The following is a 26,119-nucleotide window of genomic DNA, read 5'->3' on the forward strand; positions in this document are numbered from 1 at the left end:
AACATGAAAAAGTTATTTAATGTTTCGCTGCTCGCTTCAGCAATGTTTCTTGCTGGTTGTGGTGATGACTCTTCGAGTTCAGGTGCTTCAACAGCGATTCAATATGAGCAATACATTCAAGATTCACTCGCACAAGCGACGAGCATCAAGTTTCAATTAACGGGTGCTGATATTGCTGTTCCTCTTCCTAGTTTCGCGTTGATGGATGCTACCGACGGTACACTTGGCTTGCCGACTGGCGGTGATGATTCATTAACCAACCCTATCGCAGCAATGAATACAATGGATGGTTGGTCAACTTCAATGCCAATCATCATGGACTTTGAAGGTACGGGTTTAGCGGACGGCGTAGCTACTGGTGGGGTTTACCTATTAAAGCTTAGTGGCTCACTCACTTCTGAAACTGCACCAAGTGTCGCTGGAATATTGACTCTAGGCACTGATTTTAACGTTCTATCTAGCGCCTCAACTGACACATTTACAATTGTGTTCAATGATTCCTTAGATGCTTCAAGTGAATATGTATTGGCGCTATCAAATGAACTAACGGACGTTAATGGCGATCCTGTTGGCATGTCGGCAAGTTACGCTGCGCTGAAATCGAGTGCAGTAACTTACACCGAAGGTAGCCTCGCTCAAGCGCAGCAAGTCACCCAAGGTGTTGAAAAGATCTTCGCTGGAGCGAACGCTCAAGGCGCTATTACTCTTGATACGAAAGATATTATCTATTCGACGTGGTTTACGACTGAGTCTGTTGGTGACTCCCTTTTCGCTACCAAAGCGGCAACAGCTACAGGGTTGGCTGCAGCCAACCTTAATAGCGTTTGGACTGGGAGCGCAAACCCTAACTCTGTTGACCTGTCGACAGCTTATGCGATGCAGTTTGGTGCTACAGAATTGTTCAAAACAGCGCTAGCAAACGATACTGACTTTGATAAGTATGTTGCCGGCGGCGACGCGACAACTATCGCAACCTTGAAAGGCGCGATTAATGGCTTGTATGGCGCGACAGACAACGTAGATGTGACTCAAGGTTTTGTTCAATTACCTTATTATCTAGAAACAAGTGCTACTGAATGGAACTCACAGCCATTCGAATCGGGTATGCCTAGCTTAGCAAAAGTTTCAAGTGCTTTAAGTGATGCTAACGAGCAAGCTAACATGGCCGCTCAATTAGTTGCTGCAGGTATCGATACTAGTATATTAGCGACTGACCAAACAGAACAGCTCAAACTGGTTGGCCTAAACCTTACTCTAGTAGATGGCTCACCGCTTGATAGCGAAAGAGTTATAACGAAATACTCTCCAGTTCCTCAGGTAAAATCATTAGAATCTATAGAGTTTTTGTTATTTACACCTAATAGTGCAGATCCTACTGATGTGGTTATTTACCAACACGGTATAACCTCTGCTAAAGAAAATGCTTATGCGTTCGCTTACAACTTAGCGAGAGCTGGCGTTGCTGTTATCGCAATTGACTTGCCAATACATGGTACGCGCAGTCTAGATGATACCCGTTCAGCAAACGCAGATGTGTTGGCTTATTTGAATCTCGCTAACCTACCTGTAGCTCGCGACAACGTTCGTCAAAGTGCACTCGACGTCATGGGCTTAAGAGCTTCTTTAACTGCTTCTTTGCAAGCTGGTTTACTTGCTAGTTCACCTTTGAAAGCATTTGCTGGCTCACAGGTTAAATTTTTAGGTCATTCATTAGGTGGTATTGTTGGAACAACTGCAGTTGCATCATCTAACCGTACGTTAGGTAGTGCTACTGCCGATGCTTTATATAGCTTCAGTGCTGCAGCTATTGAAAACTCTGGCGGACAAATATCTAACCTTTTGTTGGGTTCACCATTCTTTGGCCCACAAGTTAAGCATAACGTTGCACTAGGCGCTTCTACTGAATACGCAAGTTTCGCTATTGCTAACTGTATAGGGTTAACAGATCAAGTTTGTTACAACACGTTTGAAAGTAATGCAACTGCGGCACAAAAAGCAACCATGACCGCAGCATTCCAACAGTTCTCTTATGCGGCACAAACCGTGTTAGACACTATTGATCCATACACTAATACTGATTACTTGCTAGCAGCTTCTACTCAGATGCCTATTTATATGGGGCAAGCACAAGACGACCAAACAGTGCCAAATACTGTTGCGGATGCACCTTTTGCTGGTACAACACCGCTCGCTACGAAACTTGGCTTAACTGTGGTAGATGCGAGCAATACAACACCAAACGGCACTAAAGATTTTGTTAAGTTTAGTGATGTGGCATCGCATAGTACATTTGTCGCTCCTCAAGATGACACTACACCTATGCCACTAGATTTAAACCATCACATTAGCATGCAGACACAAGCTACAGATTTCTTGGTAAACAACGCTTTATCAGCAGTCTCAATTAATGGAGCAGTATTGGAACAATAACTTTTCCTTACTGAACCAAATGCCAGCCTAATCGCTGGCATTTTTGTATCTGTCGTTCGAACACGTCCCCTAGTTAACCGTTTGCATAAACCTTTAAAACACAAATGGTTGATCTCAGCTAAAATTAATCAAGACAGAATACCGTACGACCTCTTTCTTTATTGCAAATAAAGTGGATAATAGCCCCGTAAATTTAATACCTAATAAATGTGAGTCCATTATGTCTTCTGAAGCTACTATGCTAGAACGCTGCCAATCTAAATGTGAACTATGTGGTTCTGATTCTTCTCTTACTGCATACGCAGTGCCGCCACACAGCCACGTAACAGTGGATCACGGCATCATGGTATGTGACAAATGTCTTGGTGAGATTGACGATCCTAAAGATATCAACCACTGGCGTTGTCTGACCGACAGCATGTGGAGTCAAGAGGCGCCAGTTCAAGTAACTGCATGGCGTCAACTAACCCGTCTGAACACAGAAAGCTGGGCTCAAGACGCGCTAGACATGATGTACCTTGAAGAAGAAACGTCAGTTTGGGCACAAATTGGTATGTCTGCTGATGACAAGCCTCTTGACGTGAACGGCGTTGAACTGAAGAAAGGTGACGACGTAACAGTAATTAAAGACCTGCCAATCAAAGGTACTAACCAAGTGATTAAGCAAGGTACTGTTATCCGTGGTATCAGCGTTGGTGATGATCCTAAGCTTGTTTCTGGTAAAACAAACGGTGGTCAATCAATGTACGTAATCGCTGAGTTCTGCCGTAAGAAGTAATTTCTTTTTACTGTTTGAATTAAGAAAGGCGCTCAATTGAGCGCCTTTCTTGTATCTACTATCTAACTGTTTTCAATTTAGTTATTTCTTAACCAAACATCTTGATTGGTTTGTGCTTTTTTCTTTTTCTTCTTTTTACCTGTGCCAGCCGGTGGCGCAACAGGTTTTAGTGCAGCGATAAGTTCAGCCGTCGCTTCTTCATCCACTTCAAAGCCTTCAATTTGCTCACGCTCAAGACGAATCTTGTTCTTCTTCTCGATGATTTTGAAGTGGTGGTAATCTTCGTGATCGATCAAAGATAGCGCAAGACCAACCTCGCCCGCACGACCACTTCGGCCGATACGGTGCATGTAGTCTGACGGGCTACGCGGTAAGTCAAAGTTGATTACTACTGGCAGCTTCTCAATATCCAGACCACGTGCCGCAATGTCTGTCGCGATAAGAACGTCAATCTCGCCAGATTTGAAATCTTCAAGGATACGAGTACGTGAACCTTGCCCTTTATCACCGTGGAATACTTCAGCGATGATGCCGCGCTTGTAAAGCTTGTCTGCTAAGTGCTCACAGCTGTTCTTAGCATTTACGAAGATAAGAGCTTGGCGCCATTCGTGTTGTTGAATTAGGTGTGCGAGTAACGCTGTCTTGCGACCTTTTTCTACTTCAAATACACGTTGAACCAGTGTGCTCGCATTGGCACTTTGAAGTTGAACTTCAATGGGATCGCTTAGTAGTTCGTGAGTAAGCGTTTGAACTTGCTCTGGGAAAGTCGCAGAGAACAATAATGTTTGTTTCTTGCTCGGCAATAGCTTCAAGATTGCATCAAGTTCTTCGGTAAAACCTAGGCTTAGCATTCGGTCGGCTTCATCAAGCACTAACGTTTTTACTTTGTCTAGCTTGATTGCGTTGCTTGAAATGAGATCAAGCAGACGACCTGGCGTTGCTACCAAAATATCAGTGCCGCCACGTAGCGCCTGCATCTGAGTGTTTACCGATACACCACCAAACACACAAACCGTTTTAATCGCGCCGTTGAAATGTACAGCGTAAGATTTAACGCTGTCAGCCACTTGCTTAGCAAGTTCACGAGTGGGAACCAAGATAAGGCCAGAAACAAAGTTACCTTTGCCTGAACGACGGTCCAGAGGTGCATCTTCATGAATCTTTTGTAACAGTGGAAGTGCAAATGCTGCGGTTTTACCTGAACCGGTATTTGCGCCTGCAATTAAATCGCGTCCTGCTAACACACTTGGAATAACTTGCGCTTGGATAGGCGTTGGCTGTTGGTATTCAAGCTCAGATAAACGAGCCATCAAAGGTGAGATTAAGCCAAGATCAGAGAAGTTGGTTGATGTTGTGGTGTTAGTCATTAATTGCAGGAACTCAAAGCTAAAATAATAGCGCGCTATATTAACGTATTTCAGCAGTATTACGTAACTAAATCGCCCTTTCGCTTCTATTTCCCCGATTAATACCCTTCAGAAACCAAGTTATCGATGCTAGAGCGTCACTACTCACTGTATCCACCTCGTCTGCATACATTCTTAGCTTTATCATTGCCGCATTCGACGTGTGACAGACCGTTATGCCTAAGCTTTTTTTCAGGTGCTAATTTGCGAAGAGATAGAATTTATTTCAGATACAAAAACGCCAGCTTGGGAAGCTGGCGTTTTCTTAAAATTCTATATTTACATGTTAACGCTGAGATTAACGGTTAATGCCGATATCGCGTTGTATGTGACCAGATAAGTCGCTTGCGTAGTAACTACGTGGAGAGTTGTCTACGAAAAGAATATCGAAAATGTGTGCAATCAATCCTTTGAAGTTAACCGAGTAGGTCTTCTTATCCATAGAGTTAGGAACAGCGATAGTATTCATTTGTACTGCTTGAGCCATGATTGCCTCTCTATAAATTTGTTAATGTGTTTCGTTCTGATGGCAAGAATAATAGGTGATCTTTTGTAGGTTAAAAAATGACTAAAATTAGACTTTGGGATTAGTTTTTCTAATAAAACAAACCATTAACAATGCCAACAAATAGATATGCACACCAAGTGACTACAAATTCAATATGGTGTTTAAATCATGCATTTAGTACAAATACCCCGCAAACAACAGTGGCCAATGTCACAGAAAATTTACATAAATAAATTTTTCACTTCATCAGCCACGTATTCATTATCGACTTTTCGATAAGTTATATTTGTTTTTAATTTACTTGTTCAATACCTGGCTTCTTCGCATAAACCGACGCTATAACCGCAATCGTCATAGTCGAGATCAGTACAGCGAGCGACCAATAAGTTGGGATAGCCCACTCACTATCAACCAATAGCATTTTCACACCGATGAACACCATGATGAATGCCAGTGCTGGTTTCAAGTAGATGAACTTATCCATCATACCTTGTAGTACAAAATACAACGAACGAAGGCCAAGTAACGCAAATACATTTGCCGCTAATACCAAGAACGGTTCTTGTGTTACCGCAAAGATCGCAGGGATAGAGTCCAATGCAAACATCACGTCCATGACTGCAATCGCACCGATGACCAACATCATTGGAGTGAACGCCCATTTAGCACCCTGTTTAACCATTAATGCAGGGCCATGGAAATCCTCTGTTACCGGCATCACTTTACGAAGTAACTTTTCAGGCAGTGTATTCACACTCTCCTCTTCGCCCTTGTCTAATGCCAGTTTAATACCAGTACCAATCAAGAACGCAGCGAACACGTAAAGTACCCAGTGGTATTCAGCCAATAGCTGTGCGCCTAATGCGATCATAATTGCACGAAGTACAAGTGCACCAATTACACCCCAAAGAAGCGCACGTGGTCTCAGATGCTCAGGAACTTGGTATTGAGCAAAGATCATCGCAAAAACAAACAAGTTGTCTACGCTAAGGGATTTTTCTAACAAGTAACCCGTAATGAATGACACGGTTGCTTTTTGCGCTGTGTAATCACTATTCGGCGCATAAATGTCCCAAAATAGGTAAATAGAGCCAGCAAACAAAAACGCAAGTACAAACCAGAAAACACTCCAGATTGCCGCTTTTTTGATAGTAACGTTGCCGCCACGAGTCTGATAGATATCAATAGAGACGAGAATAACGGTCAGCAGGAAAAAGCCCGCATAAGTCGTCATGATTGGCGATGAAAAAAAGGATTCACTATTTGTAGATAATAGAGATTGAGTTGAGTTCATTATTCCTCCGGGCGGAAGAACTGTACAAAGACCTTCCGCAAACAAAGCATATCAAGCTCCATTACGGATCTTGACTGTGATTGCGTTGGTCTCGTTGAAGTGAAATATGGGATTTCACCTTTACATACCGGATAGACTCTTGGCCTAACGAGATGACGATATGTAAACTTGCGCTAACTACTCCCCAAACGCGTGGATAATAATCCTCTGATTCTGTTTCGTCTATATAAATTTGCACAGAAAAAGCAAAAAAGGAGCAACCTGCTCCTTTTTTATTTCTTCCACTTACGCTTGGTATAGCGTTTATTGATAATGGGAATACTGCGACTGTTCAAAGCTGATCTTATCCAGCACGTAGGACCATTACAAACCTGTAGTTGGCACCAAATACACTAACGCTGACCAAACCGATACCCAACCGACAACCGCTACCGCATCTAACCAATCTTTCTTATCCATGCATATCTCCACAAGAAGGCGACCTGCAGAGGTGAAGCATAAACAATGCCAATTTTATAAATAACCCCAGTTAATAGCATTTAACATCAGTATTAGCTTCGCTTATCTAAAACATTCCATACAATTCAACGGTTCAATGTGTTGAAGAGACTCTGGGTGGTCTTGCAGAAACTCAATGAAGCAGTCTGCCATAGAGTCAGTGGTTACCGTGCCATCGCCTATCATATCCAACACGGCGTTATAGCCCTCTTTCCCTTTCATTGTGTAGGCAGACGACGCGCCACGGTAAATACGCTTGCGAGAAACAGTCTGCCAACCCGATTCATCAGAGTGGATTTCTAGATGGTGAATCCTGTGCCCTAAAGGCGCTTCTTTGTGGTAACAAAACCTCAGATTGTACGTATAAGGGAAACTGCCAGACCCCGTCCCCACGACGCCATTATCAATCGCGTTATTGATTGCACCTTCAAGCATGCCAGCGATCGTTTCACCTTTTACTTCATACACACCAATGGGTACGGCAAACGGTAGTAGTTTTCCGGCAATATCGGCAACAGAGACATCGCCGCTATTCAGTGAATTTCTTACACCGCCAGAGTTATGGATCGCAAAGTCTACCTGATGGCCTTTCTTATTCATTAAGTAATGGAATGACTGAGCAACCAAGGGCGCAAGTTGGCTCGGGCCTTTCTCGTCCGGGATACGTACATGGCGAAGTTTTGTATCTGCATGAGCAATAATTTGTTGCTGAAGCTTTCGAACTCGCGGCTGGTATTTATCCGTAAGAATACTCTGCAGTTCAGGATCTTTTTTACACACTGCAATATTGGGGTGATTGTTCAAAAACTCACACGCCATATCATGTGCGTCGTCTTGCCCTACTTCACTCAATTTCGCGTCTATAAAGAGTCGACGACCTAATAACAGTTCGTTCTTACCATTAAAGTGCGTCACTTTGCCTTGAGCATCGAATTCAATTTCACAGTGGCCTAGACTCATTGCGTGGAAACCCGCTTGCACAACATAGGTGTCACCAATTTTTACACCGTAGTCATCGTCTTTCACTAAGCCGATATCCGAGAAATCACCTTGTAAGCGGTGACTGTGGCCACCAACAATCACACCGATGCCTTTTACATTCGCTGCTAACTCTAAATCAGCCTCATAGCCAAGGTGACTCAGCAGCACAATCTTGTTAATACCAGCTTGATGGATCTGCTCTATTGTGGCTTTTGCCGTTTCTAGCGCGTTTTCAAATGGCGTATCAAAGTCTGGATTCGCAATGCCCGCCATTTTGTCGATGCTTAAGCCGAATATTGCGACCTTCTCGCCATCAAACTCTTTCGTTATAAAAGAAGCACTTCGTGTTTCAGGCAGATAAGGCTTAACAATTTCGTTGTCCGCTAACGTATGAGTTTTATTGATATCCTCATTCGATAGATTCCAGTTACCAGCTAACAGTGGGAATTTGATTCTTTTCGCGAAAATCGCAACGGGTTCATTACCCATGTCTAACTCGTGATTGCCGAGTGTCATGGCATCTATATTAAGGGCGTTCAACAAATCGGCGTTGGCTTTTCCCTTGAATAAAGAAAAGTACAAAGTGCCTTGGAAGCAGTCGCCAGCGTGTAGGAACAAGGTTCCAACCTTCTGGCGCTGGGCATCTTGTTCTATTTGTTTAAAGCGTGTTGAAATTCGAGCAAAGCCACCAGCACTGACATAAGGTTCAATGATGTGATTGTTCATTTTAAGTGATAGCTGTAACGAGGTTGGTTCAAAGTATGAGTGGGTGTCGTTGATGTGTGCCAACACTATTTTTGTCGGCTTATTCTTTTTAGTCATATTTTCTTCTCTCTTTGTCCCTTCATACTAGGTCGAGAATCATGACAGAATCGTGAATTTTATGAAACTGCACTGCAAAAAAATACTCGAGATAGATCAAAAATCTCATTTTGCACCGTATTAATAAACAACGGGTTTTGTGACAGGTGAGCATACCGGATTGGTATTTTTCGATTATGATTAAAGATATCTGTTAGCTTTCAAACAATTAGCAGAGCCTTCCGTTAGGAGTAAGCCTATGCAACTAGAAAGAATCGAGATTTCTGGCTTTCGAGGTATCAAGCGCATGTCACTCGCGTTTGACGAGCTAACCACGCTTATTGGTGAAAATACTTGGGGTAAGTCTTCATTATTGGATGCCCTTTCCGTCGTACTGCCTTCAGACGGTGTACCATATCACTTTGAAATGACCGATTTTCATGTCGATTACTCTGTGTCACATCCACAGTCTCAACACCTTCAAATTGTTCTCGCATTAAAAGCTAACGACAAGAGCGAACTTAACGCAGGTCGTTATCGCAAACTCAAACCTATCTGGGTTCAAGATGAGTTTGGCGCATTTCGCATCTATTACCGAATAAGCGCGACGTTAGAGCAGTACGAAACGACCACACACTATGCATTTTTAGGTTTGGATGGTAATCCGCTTAAGCTTCATCATTCGGAAAAGCTCGCTCAAGAATTAATGACCTTACACCCCGTCATCCGTTTGCGTGATGCGAGGCACTTTGATCGTCCTTTCAACGGCAAGTCTCTTAATCATAATGCTCACCTACCAACTAACGGTCAGGCTAATAATACGAATGGAAATGGAAACGGCAGTAATCATACAAGCAATGGCAATGGGGCGAACGGAAATGGTACCAATGGTAATGGGCGCCAAGCAAGAATAGAAAAACGAATCGACAATACCTGCCGTCGCTTAATGGCGATACCTGGCCATGTCAATAAAGGCGAAATGCGCAGTAGCCTAGAGTCGATGCAAAGCCTAATCGAGCACTACTTTTCTTTCAAAAGTACTTCTCGTCGTAATCCTCGAAAACAAAGGGATGGCCTACTCTATTCAGCTGGTGCGAACGACAAGAGCATTCATCAACTTGTTGAAGAGACAAAAAATAAACAAACCCGCTTATTATTCATGGGGTTACTTAACGCCTACCTGCAAGCTAAAGGGCCAAACGACTTACGACGATGTGCTCGTCCTCTTCTGATCCTTGAAGATCCCGAAGGTCGATTACATCCAACCCATTTAGCAAGGGCGTGGAGTTTGATGCAAAAGCTACCCATGCAGAAAATCCTTACAACTAATAGCGGCGATTTACTTGCAGCAGTGCCATTCCAATCAATTCGTCGCTTGGTACGTCAATCTGACAAAACCATCGCCAATCAGCTCAACATGAATCACTTCAGTAAAGATGAACTTAGACGAATTGGGTTTCATATTCGTTTCCACCGTTCCGGTGCCCTGTTTGCTCGCTGCTGGTTATTAGTTGAAGGTGAAACCGAAGTTTGGTTATTCAATGAACTCGCCAACCAATGTGGTTACAACCTTGCAGCAGAAGGTGTGCAAATTATAGAGTTCGCTCAATCGGGGCTTAAAGCTCTAATCAAAGTAGCTCAAGAGTTCGGGATTGATTGGCACGTGGTTACCGACGGAGATGCGGCAGGTAAGAAATACGCCGCAACAGTATTATCTAAGTTAGGAAAAGACCAAGCAAGACATCGCCTCACTGAACTACCAGATAGAGACATCGAGCATTACTTGTACATGAATGGTTTTGAAAACTTTTTCCGGGATATGGTTAAGATCCCTTATGACCATCCTATCCCTCCCAAAAAAGTGGTCGCGAAGGTATTAAAGAAACACGCGAAACCCGACCTTGCATTAGCTATCGTTTCTCATTGTGAGGACCAAGGACAAGAATGCATTCCGTTATTATTGAGGTGGACGTTAAAACGCGTGATCACCATGGCGAACGGGAATACCTAAGCATAATTTGTTTTATAGATGCTATCAGTTGCTCTACTGATGAAATCTTTAGTTTATTGCCTTAACCAAAACCTCAACAAAAAAAGGCACACCAAATGGTGTGCCTGTATAAATCGATATACAAATTAATTGGGGGTTATCTTGCAAGAGTTCACAGTGACTAAACCATAGCTTTCTTAACGTATTTATTAAGCCTTTGCCTGTTTAGCGTGTTGTTCAACAACTTCCGAAGATTGAGTCGATTTCTCGTGAAGCCATAGCCCTGTTGCTTTCATCAAGTATCCAAACACACCACCAAGCAGTAAAGATGGTACTACAAGTTGCCAATCGCCACCTGCAGCAAACGTCGCACAGCAACCAATGAAGGTTCCTGGGATATAACCTAGCCACGCTTGTTTCGCTTGAATACACATAAAGAAAGCCACAATAGCAGTAATCATGTAGCCTAAAATCTCTAACCCTGCGAAGGTTGAGCTTTCGATAATCACCATTGCCCAGAATACGCCTGTCATGTTGGTCAATAAGCTTCCTGCTAGTCCTTTAACGCCGCCTGTTGGCGAAGCAAAGTAGCTGGTGCAGCCTAGGAAACCTGCCCATGACAATAAGCCGAAAGAGATAGCTATCCATCCCCAAAGACCTGACAAAATACCTGTTGTTAATGAAATCGCGACTAATGTACTCATACTATTTCTAAAGCCTAATTACGTCATTGAACGCAACCGGATTTAGCCTCACTTAAAATCAAGTAAGCATACTATGGTAAGAACGCCTTCATTTAGACGATCACGATCACATTAATAATGTACGCGAATGTGCATTTATCACCAGATAGAGACCGGAAACGCTTATTCAACATATTTAGTTATTAGTATTTTATCAAATCTACCTTACAGAACCGACCGTTTGCCTTTCATCATTCGCTTACCTTCTCGCTTAATACATTCAGCAAGTGGGTTTTCTGCCATGTCGGCACGCCAAATGAATGAAAGCGTACGCTCCATTTCAAGCTCAGGAACATTCAAAGTCACAAGCTGCCCTGATTCAACAAACTGCTCGACATCGAGATAAGGTAAACACGTTAAATATGGGCCGTTTGCTACCAAACTTCTTAAAACAGGAACGTGTTCATACTCTCGCCAAACATCGAGATCACCAATTAAATGGTGAATAGAGCTATCAAAAACTTTGCGAGTACCCGAGCCGTGTTCGCGCAATACCCACTTCGCTTGCTCTAACTGTGCCAAACTCACTCGTTCACGCTTCGCAAACGGGTGATGAGCCGAAGCAACCACCGTTAAATGGTCAGTACACCACACTTCTTGGTGAACTCGATTGTCATCACAACGACCTTCGATAACACCCAGATCATATTGATAATCTAATACACCATCAATGACAGCATCGGTACTTTGTACACCAAGCGAGATTCTCATCTCAGGAAAGTCGTTATCAATAATACTGATGAGATCCGGAACGAGGTGTTCCGCTGGCGTTTGGCTAGCACCTAATTTGAGTTCACCACTCAACAAATGCTGCTCATAGAAACCCATCTCAATTTGCTGTGCGTCTTGCAGTAAACGCTTCGCTTTTGGTCTTAACCACATGCCCCAATGAGTTAGGGCCATTTGCTTGCCCTGCCTTTCAAACAAAGGCCTGCCGAGCATTTTTTCCAACTGTGCAAGAGACATACTTGTCGCCGACTGAGTCAACGCCAATTTGTCTGCTGCCTGACTGACACTCCCGGAGTCTGCTACTGCATCAAATACCGCGAGTTGCTTTAATGAATAACGCAAAATTCATCCTTAATGCTTTTAATTATTTGTGTCCTGATGCTCGTTTATTATTAAGCCGATGAGCAATCAATTTCATTCTACGCGTAACAAAATCTATATCAATAAATTTGATGTGGTTTCTAAAAATTATCAATTTTACCTCTACCCCTCAACACCCTAATCTGGAATGGCAGGACACAACGAGCCCTGCAAAACACGATTGATTATTCATTACGGATTAACCAAGTCATTAACACTAGGAATTACACATGACGGATTGTTCAAGGGGGGGATATGGCAACCAGCACTTCTGAAAATCATCAACTGTTCTCACCAACAGAAATGATGGCGGAAGCCGAGAAGTTTGCATTAAGCAAAGCAAATAAAACCAGCAGCATGACATTGAGTTTGGCAATCATGGCTGGCGCATTCATCGGGCTTGCTTTTTTATTCTACATCACGGTAACCACCGGTAGCGCAGATGCAGGATGGGGATTGAGTCGTTTAGCCGGCGGTCTTGCATTCAGCATGGGGTTAATCCTGATTGTAATTTGCGGTGGCGAGCTGTTTACCAGTTCAGTGTTATCAAGCATCTCATGGGCTAACAAGCAAATAACCTTCACTAAGATGCTGTCTATCTGGGGCAAGGTTTACGTCGGTAACTTTATCGGTGCCATGTTCCTTTTGGCTTTGGTAAGCGCAGCAGGCTTATATCAATTAGATGGTGGCCAATGGGGCTTAAACGCTCTTAACATTGCACAGCACAAGCTACACCACAGCCCTGTTCAAGCTTTTGCTTTGGGTGTGCTTTGTAACTTGCTGGTGTGTTTAGCCATTTGGTTAACGTTCAGCTCCGCTAACGCAATGACCAAAGCAATGATGACCGTGTTACCCGTTGCAATGTTCGTAAGCTCAGGCTTTGAACACTGTGTGGCGAATATGTTCATGGTTCCGCTAGGCATCACAATTCAAGCATTCGCACCGGAAAGCTTCTGGATGCAAATCGGCGCAACACCAGCGCAGTACGCAGACCTAAACATCATGCAATTTGTCACCGCAAACTTAATACCAGTGACAATCGGCAACATCGTAGGTGGTTCAGTATTGGTCGGCTTAGCCAACTGGAGTATCTACCGTCGCCCACAACTTAAAGCAGCAAAAATTACTGCAATTACACAAACAACAGAAATTACGTCAGTTAAGGAAATCACTATGAACACAGCAACGACTATCAAGCAAATCATGAACACTCAACCAATTACACTAAGCGTAGAAATGCCTACATCAGTGGCAATTGATTCACTTTTAGACGCTCAACTTGTTAGCGCTCCTGTTTGCGATGTTGAAGGTCGTCTGGTTGGTATCTTCTCTGTTCACGACGTAATGGTCGACCTTTGGTGCCAAGACTACATCCCAACTAAAGGCCAGAAAGTCGTAGACCTAATGAGCCGTGACGTGGTGGCAATCGATGCAAACGACAAGCTGGTTGATGTAGCTGAGTTCCTATGTATCGACAAAGAGCAACTGTACCCGACTACCAGCATGGGCTTCGCAACTCGCTTGACTTCTCTTTCTCTAGAAGAGCGTGCAAAAGCGATGAAAGTGAGCCAGCCACATATGCTTCCAGTATTGGAAAACGGTGTGATGGTGGGTGTTCTTACTCGTACTGAGGTGATGCAAGCACTTCGCCCAATCTACGGTGACCGCCTAAACGTAGTACCAAAAGCGGAACTAGAAACGGCTTAACTGGTCAAGGGGTTAACTTGCAGTGGTTTAATCTACAGTGGATTAACTAGGAAGCGTGTAGCTAACGACTGTTTTACTAGGAAGTGGTTAGCTAACTAGAACAAGGTTGAACAATTAGGGATTAGTTGTTCTCCTCGAAAATCAGTCATGGCAACGTTGACTGGCTAAAAGTAAATGGTGGCTTAAAGCGCAACTAAAGGTTTGACACAAAACAGATCTAAACGCGTTACCATTTACCGTAATAAAAAGGCGCAAAGTGAATACTTTGCGCCTTTCTCTTTTTCTAACTGTTGCTTTCTAGGTATCGATTCAACTTTTGGTGCTACATAAAAGATTGATACCTGCAGCAATCATCAATAGCTAGATTACTTCTTTACACCTTCAACGTGTAGATCCATGTCTACGTAGCTTGAAGCGCCCATTACTGGAATGTTGAAGTCAGCAAGTTCTAGACGAGTTGTACCAACGAAACCAGCACGCTCACCGCCCCATGGGTCTTGACCAGCGCCGATGAATTCAGCTTCGATAACGATAGGCTTAGTTACGCCGTGAAGTTTAAGGTCACCCATTACTTCAAGTTTGCCATCGCCTTTATCAACCACTTTCGTGCTGTTAAAAGTAGCGTCTGAGAATTTACCTGCATCAATGAAGTCAGAGCTACGGATGTGCTTGTCACGCTCAGCATGGTTAGAGTCTAGACTCGTTGTATCAACAACAACGTTTACTTTTGATGCTTCAACGTTGTTTGCGTCATACGAGAAATCACCAGAGAATGTGTTAAAACGACCTTGGATAAAGCTGTAACCTAGGTGGCTAACTTTAAAGTTAACTGAAGCATGCGCACCTTTTGTATCAATCACGTAATCAGCGGCGTTCGCAGCGAAAGGCATTGCCATAGCAAATGCTAATCCTGTAGCGATAATTGACTTTTTCATTTTGAAGCTCCTATCATTTTTCGTAGCGTATCGTCTTTGTCGATAACGTGGTGTTTTATCGCCGCTAAGGCGTGCACTGATGCCATAATGATCAGTACCCATGCAGCATAGTAGTGAACCGTACCTGCGAGATCAGATTGGTTTGCAAACAGTTCGCCCATACTTGGTACAGTGAACCAATTGAATACCTCGATCCCGCGGCCATCTGATGTTGAAATCAAATAACCTGAAATAAATAAAACCGCTAAGTTGATGTACATGAAGCCGTGAGCGATCTTCGCTGCTGCAACTTCATAGCTTTTCCCTTCCACCTTAGGTGACGCGGTAACTAGTTTCCAAAGCAAGCGAATAACGGTAACGGCAGCCAAAAGAATGCCTACCGAACGGTGATAATCTGGTGCTGTTTTGTACCACTCGCTGTAATATGAAAGATCAACCATCCACAGGCCTACACCAAATAAGCCAAAAATCGCGAGTGCTGAGATCCAATGCATCGCTCTTGCTAAAGGGTTGTAATTTCTAACGTTGTTGTCCATGCATCTCTTCCGAATGTTAACGAGTAGTGTAGTTTTGAAAAGCGTACCCTACACCAAGTTTGTGTAACATATTATTTACCAAGCTTTACATTGGTAACATCATTTCAAATTAAACGAGTTATTCAAATTATTTGAACAAGTTTGGGCTAAGCGTTAGATTTCAACGATTTGTTCGATCTCGTAAAGCTCATCTGAGATATCTAACATTTTACGCTCCATCACTTTTTGAGCGTCTTCTATCCCTTTGTTGTAATAAACCGCCCCAAACTTTTTACTGATGAAGTCGACCAAGAATTCTGTGTCGAACTGGCCAAGCTCCACATCGAGTTCATCTTGCAGGTATTTTTGTAGAGTATGGGTGAGCTCAGACTTTTGCTTCGAATCTAGTTGAATTGTCATGAATGTTTCCAAGTAAAGAGTAAATAAATCCATCGTGAACAGCTGACTAAACTATAATCTAGCTAGCTCACTTGTAACTTTGCAGCTAAAGATAGTCTTTCTAACTGATTAGAATTCCTCATAATTTAGAATACAGACCCGCGAAGTGCCAGTGCTATCCATAAAATCGCTCCGCAATCGCTAATTTTGATAGAGGGATCAAGAACTCGCACTTTGGCAATAGGTAATGACACATTAATTACCGTACTATTGCCCATCAATAAGATAGTAACTGTGTATAAGGGACTTCATTGTTATTAGATCTCGTGATTAAAAGCGTCAATCAGTTTCAAGACGATTGTCTAAAACTCTGTGAGCGTCATTATCCTACGGTGCACAACCAAGGGATCAGTGAGCATCACATCGGTAAAGCCTTTGCCCGACGAATGGAACACACCTTTGTTAGCTTTAACCATGCAAGCAACATCAGCCCACTCGAAATGCTCTCTTCTGGTGAAAACCCTAGACACTTCCGAATCTCTTCTGAAATCGGTACCGTTTGGATGATTAGCCATCATATGGTGAGCGCGGGAAAAACGTGTCGTAAAAAGTTGATGTTAGACATTCATAACTGGCAGCAAGAGTATGGATTCGCAATTCAGCCCAATGACGTTTTGATCATTGTCTCTGACCATTGGATAAGCCGAAGTAAAAACAGTAGTGAGTTGTTACATTGGTGGATGGGAGAACTCCCAGACGAGATAACGGAATACAGCCAGCAAGGCATCACTCTAAGGGAGAGTGATTCTCAATTCGCTTCCGATTTAAATAACAATTTCAGAATCAGCCCTTGCTTTATTAAATTCGGCCACCCACTCAAACGGTCAGTAAATCAACAATTGGTTCGTAAATACCTGCAACTTTATGCGGTACTTCAATGGCAGTGATAATACGGGTCAACTTTTTCATTCAATATTTAAAGTAAATTGTTAGACCTTCATCCCAATATTTTATAAAAGAAAACTCATTCCCTGTTCATTAATTATTCGAACCTTCTGTTTTAATTATTAATAGTTGTTGTACTCGTCGTCTCGATTTTGAGAGATAGATATCATTTCTGTGTAACTCTCTTAGTCCCTCCATTTTGTAACTTTGACATTCCCCCACAATCTAAGCCTTTAACCCTACTTTTCGCTGGTGTATCAGCGTTATAGCCTTATATTGGCTGAGGTTAATATGAGAGACGTTACTTAGCCATTAAATTCACAGCAACTATCAAACACAGCGAATGATAAGTAAATTTAATGACTAATGTCATTTATCATGCTGATTTTTCGTTAATTATCTTTATTTAATTATTGACCCTACATATGATTTTTTATTAATTGACAATTTACTTACACCTGTCAATATTGTGACAGCCATGACGTATATTTTCGTCATTAAATAAACACCTTTATTAGCGACTATGATTTTATCAGACAGAAGTGAATTTATTAGCTGTATATCTGTGGATGCCGATATGCAGTTTATTGCGAAATATCAAGACTTAACACTTAGAAGTGTCTATCAACCTATATTTGACAGTTCAATGACTCAGATAGGCGTTGAAGCTTTGGTGCGTATTTCGAATAGCAAAGGGGATGTTGTTCGTCCTGATCACTTCTTCCATTCCGACGATACCTTATGCACTGACAAGATCAATGTAGAAAGGCTGAGTCGCGCTATCCATATCCGTAACTTCGCACAATCGAATATCCGCCATTTAGACTTGTTTTTGAATGTTCTTCCAAACGTTGGTGAGTTATTTGCTGCAGAAAAGGTCAGTGACAGCCTTCTGGCAAAACGTCTTCATGAGTTGAACCTTTCATGTGAGCAGATCGTGATGGAATTGGTCGAACTGAATGCCGAAAGTGAAGAGCGCTTGAAAGATGCAGCCCTCTCTCTTGCGGAGAATGGTTTTCAAATCGCGGTCGACGATTTCGGAACACAAGCATCAACAGAACAACGCGTCCGCCACATCAATCCTCATATCATTAAGATCGATCGCTCAGTGATGTTAGATTTTGAGCAAGGTGACACACGAGAAATGGAATTAGTTCTAGAACTCTCGAAGCAAATCGGCGCTAAGACTGTCATCGAAGGCATTGAAACAGAGCATCAACTCACGGCAATGCAAAGCTTGGGCTTTGACATGTACCAAGGCTACCATCTAGCGATGCCTAAACCGATTGAGTTGGATATCCGTTTAGCAATCTAAAACCGCCCTTACTCTTCTTAAAGCCGCTAGCCACTGGTTAGCGGCTTTTTAATACCTGTTACTGAACACATTCCTTTATTAACGAAGTTCTTTGTTCGTGTAGCGGTTTTCACATCGTTTTCTCTGCATGCAGATGTTTACTTAAATCGATGTTGCGTAAAATCACGCGCATAAAAAAGCCCAGTCAAAATTGACTGGGCTGGCTTAAAAGAATCTGTTTTATATCATTCCCTAATAACCCGCAGTGGACGGTTTGATTCTATATAGAATAGCGAACATCACTGGTACTACTATTAGCGTTAGTACTGTAGCAAAGCCTAAGCCTGCCATGATGGTAATCGCCATCGAGCCGAAAAATGCATCGAATACCAAGGGAATCATACCCAAGATAGTCGTCAATGCTGCCATAGATACCGGTCGTACACGACTAATCGCACTGTCGACAACCGCTAAGTATGGGTCTTTACCTGTTGAGAGTTCAGTGTTGATCTGGTCAAGCAGTACGATACCGTTTTTCAAGATCATGCCGCTTAAGCTCAGTAGACCTAGGAATGCCGTGAAGCTGAATGGCATATTAGTCCCTAGCAGACCAATCGAAACACCAATGATAGAAAGTGGTACCGTAAACCAAATCACAAGTGGCTTACGAAGCGAATTAAATAGAAGCATAGTGATGATAAACATCAGCAAGTAACCCATTGGTAATGAACCAAATAGAGATTCTTGTGCATCTTTTGAGCTTTCGTATTCACCCCCCCAACTGATGCTGTAGCCTTCTGGCAGGTCTAATGCTTCTACCTTTGGTTTAACACGAGCAAATAAGCTAGCCGGCGTTTCTTCACCAAGTACGTCGTGGTCAGCCAGTACTGTTAGTGTACGCTTTCTATCGCGACGTTGAATCAGTGGTTCGGACCATTGAAGCTCTACACCATCAATCACTTGCTCAACTGGAATGTAAGTTTGTAGCGATGGGCTCCAAATCTTCACATTGTTCAGTGATTCAAAGTCAAAACGCTCTTCTTCTGGTAAACGCGCAACGATAGGTAACATATGAGTACCATCACGCAGTAAACCGATGTTGTAACCGCCGAATGCCATTTGTAACGTCTCAGACAGATCAGTTTTTGAAATGCCAAGGCGACGAGCCTTTGATTCGTTAAACAGTGGCACTAGCTCTTTAGTGCGTTCACGCCAATCGTGACGAACATTTCGTGAGCCTGGATCGGCAAGCAAGATGTCTTCGACTTCAACGGCAATGCTACGCAATACTTGAGGATCAGCACCGATAATACGCGCTTCAATCTTTGAAGCTGGTGACGGGCCGAATTCAATCAGTTTGAACTGGAACGTTGGTTGCTCAAATTCATTCGCTAAGTTTTTGTCTAACTCCGCTAGAACCTTAAACATGGTGTCACGGTCAGTGGTTCTTACCTGTAACTGGCTGTACGCTTCGTAGCTTTTTTCTGGTTGGTATGTCAGAGCGAAACGTTGCATGCCCTGCCCAACCGTTGTGGTTACAAACTCTACGTCGTCTTCTTGACGAATGTAGCTCTCAACCTTTTCAGTCTGCTTGATCGTTTCACGTACATCCGTACCTTCTGGCATCCACATGTCTACGTAGAACATCGGCGTATTTGATGGTGGGAAGAACTGCTGCTTCACCTTACCAAAACCAACCACAGACACCGCTAGCAAAGCGATCATGCTGACGACAGTTAACCATCTAAAACGCAATGCAAATTTCAGAGATGCACCGAATATAACGAACAGAATACCTTTGTATGGGTCTTCGTTCTGATCGACTTTGTCTTCTTCTTTAAGCAACATTTCAGCAAGGAATGGCGTTAGTGTTAGCGCCGTTACCCAACTCAAGAATAACGAGAAACACAGTACCCAGAACAATGAACCCATGAACTCGCCCGTTGCATCTTTCGATAATCCGATAGGTGCAAAAGCGGTAATAGCAATAATGGTCGCGCCCAATAGTGGCCATTGCGTTTGTGTCACGATGTCTTTTGCCGCTTGAAGCTTGGTCTTACCTTTCTTCAAGCCAACCAATATACCTTCAACGACAACAATCGCGTTATCCACCAGCATACCGAGCGCGATGATCAAAGCACCCAGTGAGATACGGTGCAGTTCGACATTGTTGTAGTCCATCAATATGAAGGTACCAAATACCGTCAATAGAAGAACCAAACCGATAATCAAACCACTGCGTAAGCCCATTGCGAACAGCAATACAATGATAACGATAGCTACCGCTTCTACTAGGCTGATTAAGAAGTCAGCCACTGACTTATCTACTTCTTGCGCTTGGTTGTAGAAGTAGTTCAGCTCTACACCGGCAGGTTTAATGCTTTCTAATCGGTCTAGTTCCGCATCTAGCGCATTACCAATCTCTACTACGTTTACGCCTGAAGAAAACGCAATACCTAAGTTAATTGCTGGTTTGCCGTTGTACGTTAATACATTGCCTGGCTTTTCTTGAATACCGCGAGTCACTTCAGCGACATCTTTCAAACGAATCAGGTTGCCAGTGTCACGACCATGAATGATTAGATTTTCTAGCTCTTCAACCGTGCTCAATGTGCCGTTAGGCTTGATCGTTAGGCTTTGACCATTCAGCATCACCTCGCCTGCCGATACCACACTGTTTTGTTGTGCTAACAGTGACGTAACCGTCGACATATCTAGGTTCAATGCGGCTAAACGTTCCAGTGACATCTCAACAAACAGTTGCTCTTGTTGGTCGCCTGCGATACTTACCTTGCCTACTCCTTCAACCAGTTCGATTTCACGTGTGAGGTAATCAGCATACTGTTTTAACTCAACGTAATCGTAGCCATCACCGGTCAGCATGATCATCACACCAAATACGTCACCAAAATCATCAATGATCTGAACGGAATTAACACCACTTGGTAGCGTTGGCTGTAGATCGTTGATCTTACGACGCATTTCATCCCAGATTTGTGGTAGCTCGTCTGGACCGTAATCCATCTTCATGCTGACCATAATTTGAGACATACCATTCGATGATGTCGAAGTGATCTTGTCGATATAAGGAAGCTGTCTTATCTCTTTTTCAAGCGGATAAGTTAGCTCTTCTTCAACTTCCATAGACGTAGCGCCAGGGTAAGTTGAAATAATCATTGCATCTTTAATGGTAAAAGCTGGGTCTTCTAAACGGGATAGATTACCAAAAGACGTCACACCGCCAATGGCCAAAATGACTAGAAACAGCCAGCTGATTACTTTGTTCTTTATTGAATATTCTGCGATGTTCATTCTGCTTTTCCTGACAATTGCATTCCGTCACGGAGTTTTCTTAGATTCGAATTTACGAGTAACTCACCTTGTTCGACGCCATGCGCGATAAGTGCGCCTTGGCCACTGATCTTGTCGACTTCCACTTCACTTTTGAATGCTTGGCCGTCTTCCATCTTCCACACGTAAAATTGGTTCGCTTCAGCGCCTGCTTGTAGCGTCGTCATCGGCAACTGGTAACCTTGAACATCACTCAAGCCCGCTTTTGCCATATCGACATTTACCGTAACGCTGGTACCCGGTAAAATTTCACTTTCAGGTTGTTGCATCTGCATCCAAAACTCGTAGGTGCGAGATTGCGGGTGCAGTTCACTAGTGTGCTCTAGATACGTTAGAGGGTATTTTCCAGAGTGGCCGCCAAAGGTTGCGTCAGGTCGATAGCTATTCGAACGCATATCTGGGCTGATAGACGCTAAGATCGAATCTGATACTTGAATTCGCACATACACCTTGTCGTTCTGGTACACACTGAGTAACGTTTCGCCCGGAATGGTGTTTTCGAAACGTTGCTTATCGACGGTTGAAACCGTGCCAGAAAATGGTGCTAAAAGCTCTGTGTAACTCAGCTTACGCTTTGCCGCAGCCAAATTAGCCGATGCCAGTTTATAGTTAGCGGTCAGTTGATCGTGTTCCGATTGCGACAACATCTTGCTGTCAAACATCTCAGAACCACGCGCCAGTTGCTTACTCGCTAATTTGAATTGAGATTTAGCGTCTGTCAGATCTTGCAGGTATGTCGCGTTGTCTAAGGTCGCCAGTAGCTGGCCTTTTTCTACGTTGTCACCAGCTTCAACCAATACTTGTTGAATCTCACCAGCAAGCTTAAATGCCAATGGTGTGAGTTCTGCAGGCATCACCTGTCCATTAAAGCTTCTGAATTGGTCAGTCAGTGGCGCACCCACTTCAAAGGTTGAAACCAAAAGTGAAGGTTGCTCACGGTGGTCGGTTTCATTGTTACAGGCTTGAAGCAATAACGCAGATACAACCACAACTGATAATTTGGAAAGGTTCATTAAATACCGCCCTCACGTAACCAAGCTTTTACTTGTTGCCCATCAGATAACACATCGACACCCGCTTCTACGATTAAGTCGCCAGAAGACAAGCCTTCAATAACCTTGCCTTGACCATCAAGGGTGACTTGTACTTTAGAAATCAATTGAGACTCTGGGTTGTAGCGCCACAGTTCACCGTGATCTGCTTCTTTGCTTAGCCAAGCTGAATCAACAATGCCAATACCGTAGTCCAACTTATTTTTCTGAACTTCAACTTGTGCCGTCATACCAGAAAGCAGATTAATACCTTCAGGTTTCTCGATAGACACAACCGCTTGGTAGCTGTTCGTGTCTTCGTCTGGTTGCGTTGAGATCTCTTTAAAACGCGTTGGGATACGAATGCCGCGGTGGCTATCCATCACAACCCACATGTATGAGCTAGTTAGGTCTTGGATAGAACGGTCTTCAAGCTTTGATACAGGGATAGAGAAAGTCACATCCATCTCGCTGTGATTCAAAATATTAAGTACAGGCTGTTTTTCAGCGATTAACTGATATTGCTTACCAAACACCATCGATACCACGCCATCGAATGGAGCAACTAATGTGGTGTAACCAAGGTTTGTTTGTGCTTGGTCCAACTCAACTTCAGCGGCAGTAAAGGTGTTTACGGCTTGGTCGTAGTAATCCGTGCTTACAAGCTTCTTCGAGTACAGCTCAGACGCTTGCTTGTATTGGCTGTTCGCCAGATCAAAATTTGCTTGGGCTGCATCAACCGCAATACGATAGTCCGTTGCATCTAGCACAGCGAGTACTTGGCCTTTCTTCACCTCTTGTCCCATACGAACAGAGAACGTTTCAATATCTCCACCCACTTGGAATGAAAGTGCGGCACGGTCGGTCGCATCCACTTTTGCGATAAAGCTATCAAGCTCGATATCCGTCTGCTGAGGGATCTCAAACAGCTTGACTGGCTTAACAACTTGAACCGTTTCTTCTGACTGAACCTTATTACATCCGGTCAAAGAGCTTGCGAGTAATAGTGCAGCAAACGCCAGTCCTATCTGCTTACCCGCCTTGGCTTGAATAGACAACTTGGATTGCATGATGCTTCTCCATCTAATTATTATGATTTATTACACAGATGGGCAGTATATTTAATATTTAATAATTCTCAAGCTTTACTTTCCACCTGTGCAGTATTTTTTATTTCAGTAAAAACAGTGTAGAATGTGGTAATCAGGTAAATGTGTGAAATGAAGATGACAGAAAAGAAACAAGGTAGAAGAAGCGCAAAAGACGCTGAAGAGACTCGATTTTTGATCATGAGTGTTGCTGCGGAAATGTTCTGTGAGCATGGTTATGATAGCGTTTCACTGCGAAACATCAGTGAAAAAGCCGGCGTCTCGCATAGCCTTATTCGCCATCACTTTGGTAGCAAAGAAAAGATCTGGCACTCCATAAGCGATTGTTTACACGAATATTTTCAGTCTTACATTGCTAAAATTATGGAAGAGTTACCAAAAGGTGTTGCGCCGAGTATTACTATTTATCTATTTAGCATGCGCCTCTTTAGCAACATGATTCATTCACGTAAGCCAATGCAACTTATCACTGACTCTGTGCGCCAAAAAGACAACTTGGTCGATTACTTTATCGACAATGTTGGTGATGTCGAAAAAGAAATCAATATGTTGGCAGAAGAATATAATGATGCGAACCCAGATAACTTGATCAACATTTATGAAATTAAATGGCAAATGATTATGTATGCACACGGAGCGGTATGCCTAACCCCTTTCATGGAAAGCACATGGAATGAAGGTGACATGCAATCGACACCGGAAGAAGCGTTGTTAAAACATTGGCAACTGTTCAACAAGCAAATGATCAATACGTTCAATATCAGTGATGAATGGGTATTGAATCCAAGTTCGATTGAAGAGCTAGTTTATGAAGTACCTTGCGTGTGGAAATGCGAACACGAGCAAAGTAAACACTAAAGACGCTGCTTCAAATTCAATGCTTAATACGAAAATGCCCCATTACTGAATGACAGTAATGGGGCATTTTTATATTGGATTAGATTGATGCCTTCACGTCAATAAAGCGATAAGCATCAACCGCCAAAAGAATTAGCGACGTGCTTTCGCTTTACCACGGTTTTGATGAATCTTAAGCTTTGCTTTCATCTTACGTTTTTCCGATGAACGACTCTTGCTACGGCCACTGCGATCAGGTGCAAGGTCTTTTTCAAGGCTTGGTTCAAAGCCATCTAACCACTCTTGAGGCAAGCGTGTATCCAGTAGTCGCTCAATGTCACCCAATAGGTAGGCTTCGTCTTGGCTCATCAATGAAATTGCCAAACCGCTGTTACCGGCACGACCTGTACGACCAATACGGTGAACGTAGTCTTCTGCTTTAAATGGCATATCGTAGTTCACAACTTGTTCTAGTTGCTGAATATCGATACCACGCGCTGCTACATCCGTTGCAATCAACGCTCGCACTTTGCCCGATTTGAAATCATCCAATGCTTTTTGGCGCGCACCTTGGCTCTTATCGCCATTGATTGATGCCGCTTTAATGCCGTCTAGTTTAAGCTCTTTTACTAGCGCATCGGTACCCTGCTTAGTTTTAGTGAATACCAGCACTTGTTGCCAGTTCTTTGAACCGATCAAGTAAGCCAGAAGTTCACTCTTACGCGATTTATCAACCGGATAAATCATCTGTGTTACGGTTTCAGCGGTGCTGTTTTTTGGCGTAACTTGAATTTCACTTGGCTTCTGCATCATACGATGTGCAATCGCTTTGATTTTGTTATCAAACGTTGCAGAGAAGAACAGCGTTTGACGCACTTCATTCATACGAGAAAGGATACGTTTGATGTCAGGCATGAACCCCATATCCAACATACGGTCTGCTTCGTCTAGCACCAGTACTTCTGTATGGCTCAACATGATGTTCCTAGTGAACATGTGATCGATAAGACGACCAGGTGTAGCAACAAGAATATCTGCCCCCCCGCGTAGGTTATCCGTTTGAACCTTCATGCTAACGCCGCCGTACGCTACAACCACTTTAATTTCAGTGCCCTTCGCGTAGCTAGTGAGGTTGTCAAACACCTGCTGTGCGAGTTCACGTGTTGGTACTAGCACAAGCGCGCGAACGAGCTTAGGGTTCGGAATAACGTTGTCTTTTGTTTCGATTAATCTTTGGATAATCGGTAAACCAAACGCAGCCGTTTTACCCGTACCCGTTTGAGCACCAGCCAGTACGTCTTTGCCTTCTAATACCAATGGAATCGCTTGTTCTTGAACACTGGTTGGAGCCGTAAAGTTAAGCTCTGATAGCGTAGCAAGAAGGTGCTCAGACAATCCTAGTTGGTTAAAAGATTTAGTAGATTCAGACATAGTATGATGCTCAAAGATTAAATAGGCGCGGATTGTAGCAAACCTGC

The 26,119-nt window shown here is 43.2% G+C and carries 20 protein-coding genes; 7 read left to right on the forward strand and 13 right to left on the reverse strand.

Annotated features, from left to right (window positions below):
- Positions 1–3 precede the first annotated feature (3 nt).
- A complete protein-coding gene (locus tag QQ041_RS16560) occupies positions 4–2,430 on the forward strand; it encodes a VolA/Pla-1 family phospholipase (protein ID WP_285954507.1) in 2,427 nt (808 codons plus the stop codon).
- Between the two features lie 220 nt (positions 2,431–2,650).
- Entirely contained in the window at positions 2,651–3,208 is a 558-nt protein-coding gene (locus QQ041_RS16565) for a PhnA domain-containing protein (RefSeq protein WP_017060062.1), read from the forward strand.
- A gap of 77 nt (positions 3,209–3,285) precedes the next feature.
- Here the strand turns inward: QQ041_RS16565 and QQ041_RS16570 are convergent, their stop codons facing one another.
- The 4 genes from QQ041_RS16570 to QQ041_RS16585 form a co-directional block, all read right to left on the reverse strand.
- Positions 3,286–4,575 (reverse strand): DEAD/DEAH box helicase, encoded by a 1,290-nt coding sequence (locus QQ041_RS16570; RefSeq protein WP_146491605.1) that lies wholly within the window; start codon positions 4,573–4,575, stop codon positions 3,286–3,288.
- Between the two features lie 337 nt (positions 4,576–4,912).
- On the reverse strand, positions 4,913–5,101 hold the full coding sequence (locus QQ041_RS16575; protein ID WP_285954508.1) for a hypothetical protein: 189 nt from the start codon (positions 5,099–5,101) through the stop codon (positions 4,913–4,915).
- 313 nt (positions 5,102–5,414) lie between these two features.
- Positions 5,415–6,416, reverse strand: a complete 1,002-nt coding sequence (locus tag QQ041_RS16580) for a TerC/Alx family metal homeostasis membrane protein (protein ID WP_048612514.1) — start codon at positions 6,414–6,416, stop codon at positions 5,415–5,417.
- Between the two features lie 561 nt (positions 6,417–6,977).
- Positions 6,978–8,717, reverse strand: coding sequence for a bifunctional UDP-sugar hydrolase/5'-nucleotidase (locus QQ041_RS16585; protein ID WP_285954509.1), 1,740 nt, complete (start codon positions 8,715–8,717; stop codon positions 6,978–6,980).
- A gap of 238 nt (positions 8,718–8,955) precedes the next feature.
- Between QQ041_RS16585 and QQ041_RS16590 the strand changes: the two genes are divergently transcribed.
- Positions 8,956–10,707 carry an ATP-dependent endonuclease gene (locus tag QQ041_RS16590; protein ID WP_285954510.1) on the forward strand — a complete coding sequence of 584 codons (1,752 nt, stop codon included), beginning with the start codon at positions 8,956–8,958 and terminating at the stop codon, positions 10,705–10,707.
- Between the two features lie 188 nt (positions 10,708–10,895).
- On the opposite strand, the gene QQ041_RS16595 is transcribed toward QQ041_RS16590, so the two are convergent.
- Positions 10,896–11,390 (reverse strand): DUF1097 domain-containing protein, encoded by a 495-nt coding sequence (locus QQ041_RS16595; protein WP_017059817.1) that lies wholly within the window; start codon positions 11,388–11,390, stop codon positions 10,896–10,898.
- A gap of 204 nt (positions 11,391–11,594) precedes the next feature.
- Entirely contained in the window at positions 11,595–12,500 is a 906-nt protein-coding gene (locus QQ041_RS16600; protein ID WP_010429535.1) for a LysR substrate-binding domain-containing protein, read from the reverse strand.
- Positions 12,501–12,773: 273 nt separating this feature from the next.
- Between QQ041_RS16600 and focA the strand changes: the two genes are divergently transcribed.
- Positions 12,774–14,225, forward strand: coding sequence for a formate transporter FocA (focA, locus tag QQ041_RS16605; protein ID WP_285954511.1), 1,452 nt, complete (start codon positions 12,774–12,776; stop codon positions 14,223–14,225).
- Positions 14,226–14,590: 365 nt separating this feature from the next.
- Here the strand turns inward: focA and QQ041_RS16610 are convergent, their stop codons facing one another.
- The 3 genes from QQ041_RS16610 to QQ041_RS16620 form a co-directional block, all read right to left on the reverse strand.
- On the reverse strand, positions 14,591–15,160 hold the full coding sequence (locus QQ041_RS16610; RefSeq protein WP_128164231.1) for a YceI family protein: 570 nt from the start codon (positions 15,158–15,160) through the stop codon (positions 14,591–14,593).
- On the reverse strand, positions 15,157–15,696 hold the full coding sequence (locus QQ041_RS16615; RefSeq protein ID WP_048660207.1) for a cytochrome b: 540 nt from the start codon (positions 15,694–15,696) through the stop codon (positions 15,157–15,159). The genes QQ041_RS16610 and QQ041_RS16615 overlap by 4 nt, the downstream gene beginning before the upstream one ends.
- A 153-nt stretch (positions 15,697–15,849) precedes the next feature.
- Positions 15,850–16,095: a DUF2164 domain-containing protein gene (locus tag QQ041_RS16620; RefSeq protein ID WP_017059821.1), complete on the reverse strand. Its 246-nt coding sequence runs from the start codon at positions 16,093–16,095 to the stop codon at positions 15,850–15,852.
- Between the two features lie 290 nt (positions 16,096–16,385).
- On the opposite strand from QQ041_RS16620, the gene QQ041_RS16625 reads away from it, so the two are divergent.
- Positions 16,386–17,021, forward strand: a complete 636-nt coding sequence (locus QQ041_RS16625; RefSeq protein WP_146491609.1) for a hypothetical protein — start codon at positions 16,386–16,388, stop codon at positions 17,019–17,021.
- 575 nt (positions 17,022–17,596) lie between these two features.
- Entirely contained in the window at positions 17,597–18,334 is a 738-nt protein-coding gene (locus tag QQ041_RS16630) for an EAL domain-containing protein (protein WP_146491610.1), read from the forward strand.
- Between the two features lie 231 nt (positions 18,335–18,565).
- Here the strand turns inward: QQ041_RS16630 and QQ041_RS16635 are convergent, their stop codons facing one another.
- From QQ041_RS16635 to QQ041_RS16645, 3 genes are read right to left on the reverse strand one after another with little or no spacing between them, the layout of a single operon-like run.
- The gene (locus tag QQ041_RS16635; RefSeq protein WP_146491611.1) at positions 18,566–21,625 is read right to left on the reverse strand and encodes an efflux RND transporter permease subunit; all 3,060 of its coding nucleotides are present in this window, start codon (positions 21,623–21,625) and stop codon (positions 18,566–18,568) included.
- On the reverse strand, positions 21,622–22,677 hold the full coding sequence (locus QQ041_RS16640; protein WP_285954512.1) for an efflux RND transporter periplasmic adaptor subunit: 1,056 nt from the start codon (positions 22,675–22,677) through the stop codon (positions 21,622–21,624). Before QQ041_RS16640 ends, QQ041_RS16635 begins: the two co-directional genes overlap by 4 nt.
- Positions 22,677–23,765: an efflux RND transporter periplasmic adaptor subunit gene (locus QQ041_RS16645; protein ID WP_285954513.1), complete on the reverse strand. Its 1,089-nt coding sequence runs from the start codon at positions 23,763–23,765 to the stop codon at positions 22,677–22,679. The genes QQ041_RS16640 and QQ041_RS16645 overlap by 1 nt, the downstream gene beginning before the upstream one ends.
- A 150-nt stretch (positions 23,766–23,915) precedes the next feature.
- Between QQ041_RS16645 and QQ041_RS16650 the strand changes: the two genes are divergently transcribed.
- Positions 23,916–24,662 (forward strand): TetR/AcrR family transcriptional regulator, encoded by a 747-nt coding sequence (locus QQ041_RS16650; RefSeq protein ID WP_146491614.1) that lies wholly within the window; start codon positions 23,916–23,918, stop codon positions 24,660–24,662.
- A 132-nt stretch (positions 24,663–24,794) separates the two neighbouring features.
- Here the strand turns inward: QQ041_RS16650 and QQ041_RS16655 are convergent, their stop codons facing one another.
- A complete protein-coding gene (locus QQ041_RS16655; RefSeq protein ID WP_285954514.1) occupies positions 24,795–26,072 on the reverse strand; it encodes a DEAD/DEAH box helicase in 1,278 nt (425 codons plus the stop codon).
- Positions 26,073–26,119: the final 47 nt, after the last annotated feature.

The organism is Vibrio sp. TMPB1044 (assembly GCF_030442075.1).
Taxonomy (GTDB): Bacteria; Pseudomonadota; Gammaproteobacteria; order Enterobacterales; family Vibrionaceae; genus Vibrio; species Vibrio satsumensis.

Coding starts and splice junctions, on each gene's coding strand:
- QQ041_RS16595 (WP_017059817.1), bottom strand. CDS start 11,390: ATGAGTACATTAGTCGCGATTTCATTAACAACAGGTATTTTGTCAGGT.
- QQ041_RS16635 (WP_146491611.1), bottom strand. CDS start 21,625: ATGAACATCGCAGAATATTCAATAAAGAACAAAGTAATCAGCTGGCTG.
- QQ041_RS16620 (WP_017059821.1), bottom strand. CDS start 16,095: ATGACAATTCAACTAGATTCGAAGCAAAAGTCTGAGCTCACCCATACT.
- QQ041_RS16575 (WP_285954508.1), bottom strand. CDS start 5,101: ATGGCTCAAGCAGTACAAATGAATACTATCGCTGTTCCTAACTCTATG.
- QQ041_RS16640 (WP_285954512.1), bottom strand. CDS start 22,677: ATGAACCTTTCCAAATTATCAGTTGTGGTTGTATCTGCGTTATTGCTT.
- QQ041_RS16585 (WP_285954509.1), bottom strand. CDS start 8,717: ATGACTAAAAAGAATAAGCCGACAAAAATAGTGTTGGCACACATCAAC.
- QQ041_RS16630 (WP_146491610.1), top strand. CDS start 17,597: ATGCAGTTTATTGCGAAATATCAAGACTTAACACTTAGAAGTGTCTAT.
- QQ041_RS16570 (WP_146491605.1), bottom strand. CDS start 4,575: ATGACTAACACCACAACATCAACCAACTTCTCTGATCTTGGCTTAATC.
- QQ041_RS16560 (WP_285954507.1), top strand. CDS start 4: ATGAAAAAGTTATTTAATGTTTCGCTGCTCGCTTCAGCAATGTTTCTT.
- QQ041_RS16650 (WP_146491614.1), top strand. CDS start 23,916: ATGAAGATGACAGAAAAGAAACAAGGTAGAAGAAGCGCAAAAGACGCT.
- QQ041_RS16655 (WP_285954514.1), bottom strand. CDS start 26,072: ATGTCTGAATCTACTAAATCTTTTAACCAACTAGGATTGTCTGAGCAC.
- QQ041_RS16590 (WP_285954510.1), top strand. CDS start 8,956: ATGCAACTAGAAAGAATCGAGATTTCTGGCTTTCGAGGTATCAAGCGC.
- focA (WP_285954511.1), top strand. CDS start 12,774: ATGGCAACCAGCACTTCTGAAAATCATCAACTGTTCTCACCAACAGAA.
- QQ041_RS16615 (WP_048660207.1), bottom strand. CDS start 15,696: ATGGACAACAACGTTAGAAATTACAACCCTTTAGCAAGAGCGATGCAT.
- QQ041_RS16610 (WP_128164231.1), bottom strand. CDS start 15,160: ATGAAAAAGTCAATTATCGCTACAGGATTAGCATTTGCTATGGCAATG.
- QQ041_RS16565 (WP_017060062.1), top strand. CDS start 2,651: ATGTCTTCTGAAGCTACTATGCTAGAACGCTGCCAATCTAAATGTGAA.
- QQ041_RS16645 (WP_285954513.1), bottom strand. CDS start 23,765: ATGCAATCCAAGTTGTCTATTCAAGCCAAGGCGGGTAAGCAGATAGGA.
- QQ041_RS16580 (WP_048612514.1), bottom strand. CDS start 6,416: ATGAACTCAACTCAATCTCTATTATCTACAAATAGTGAATCCTTTTTT.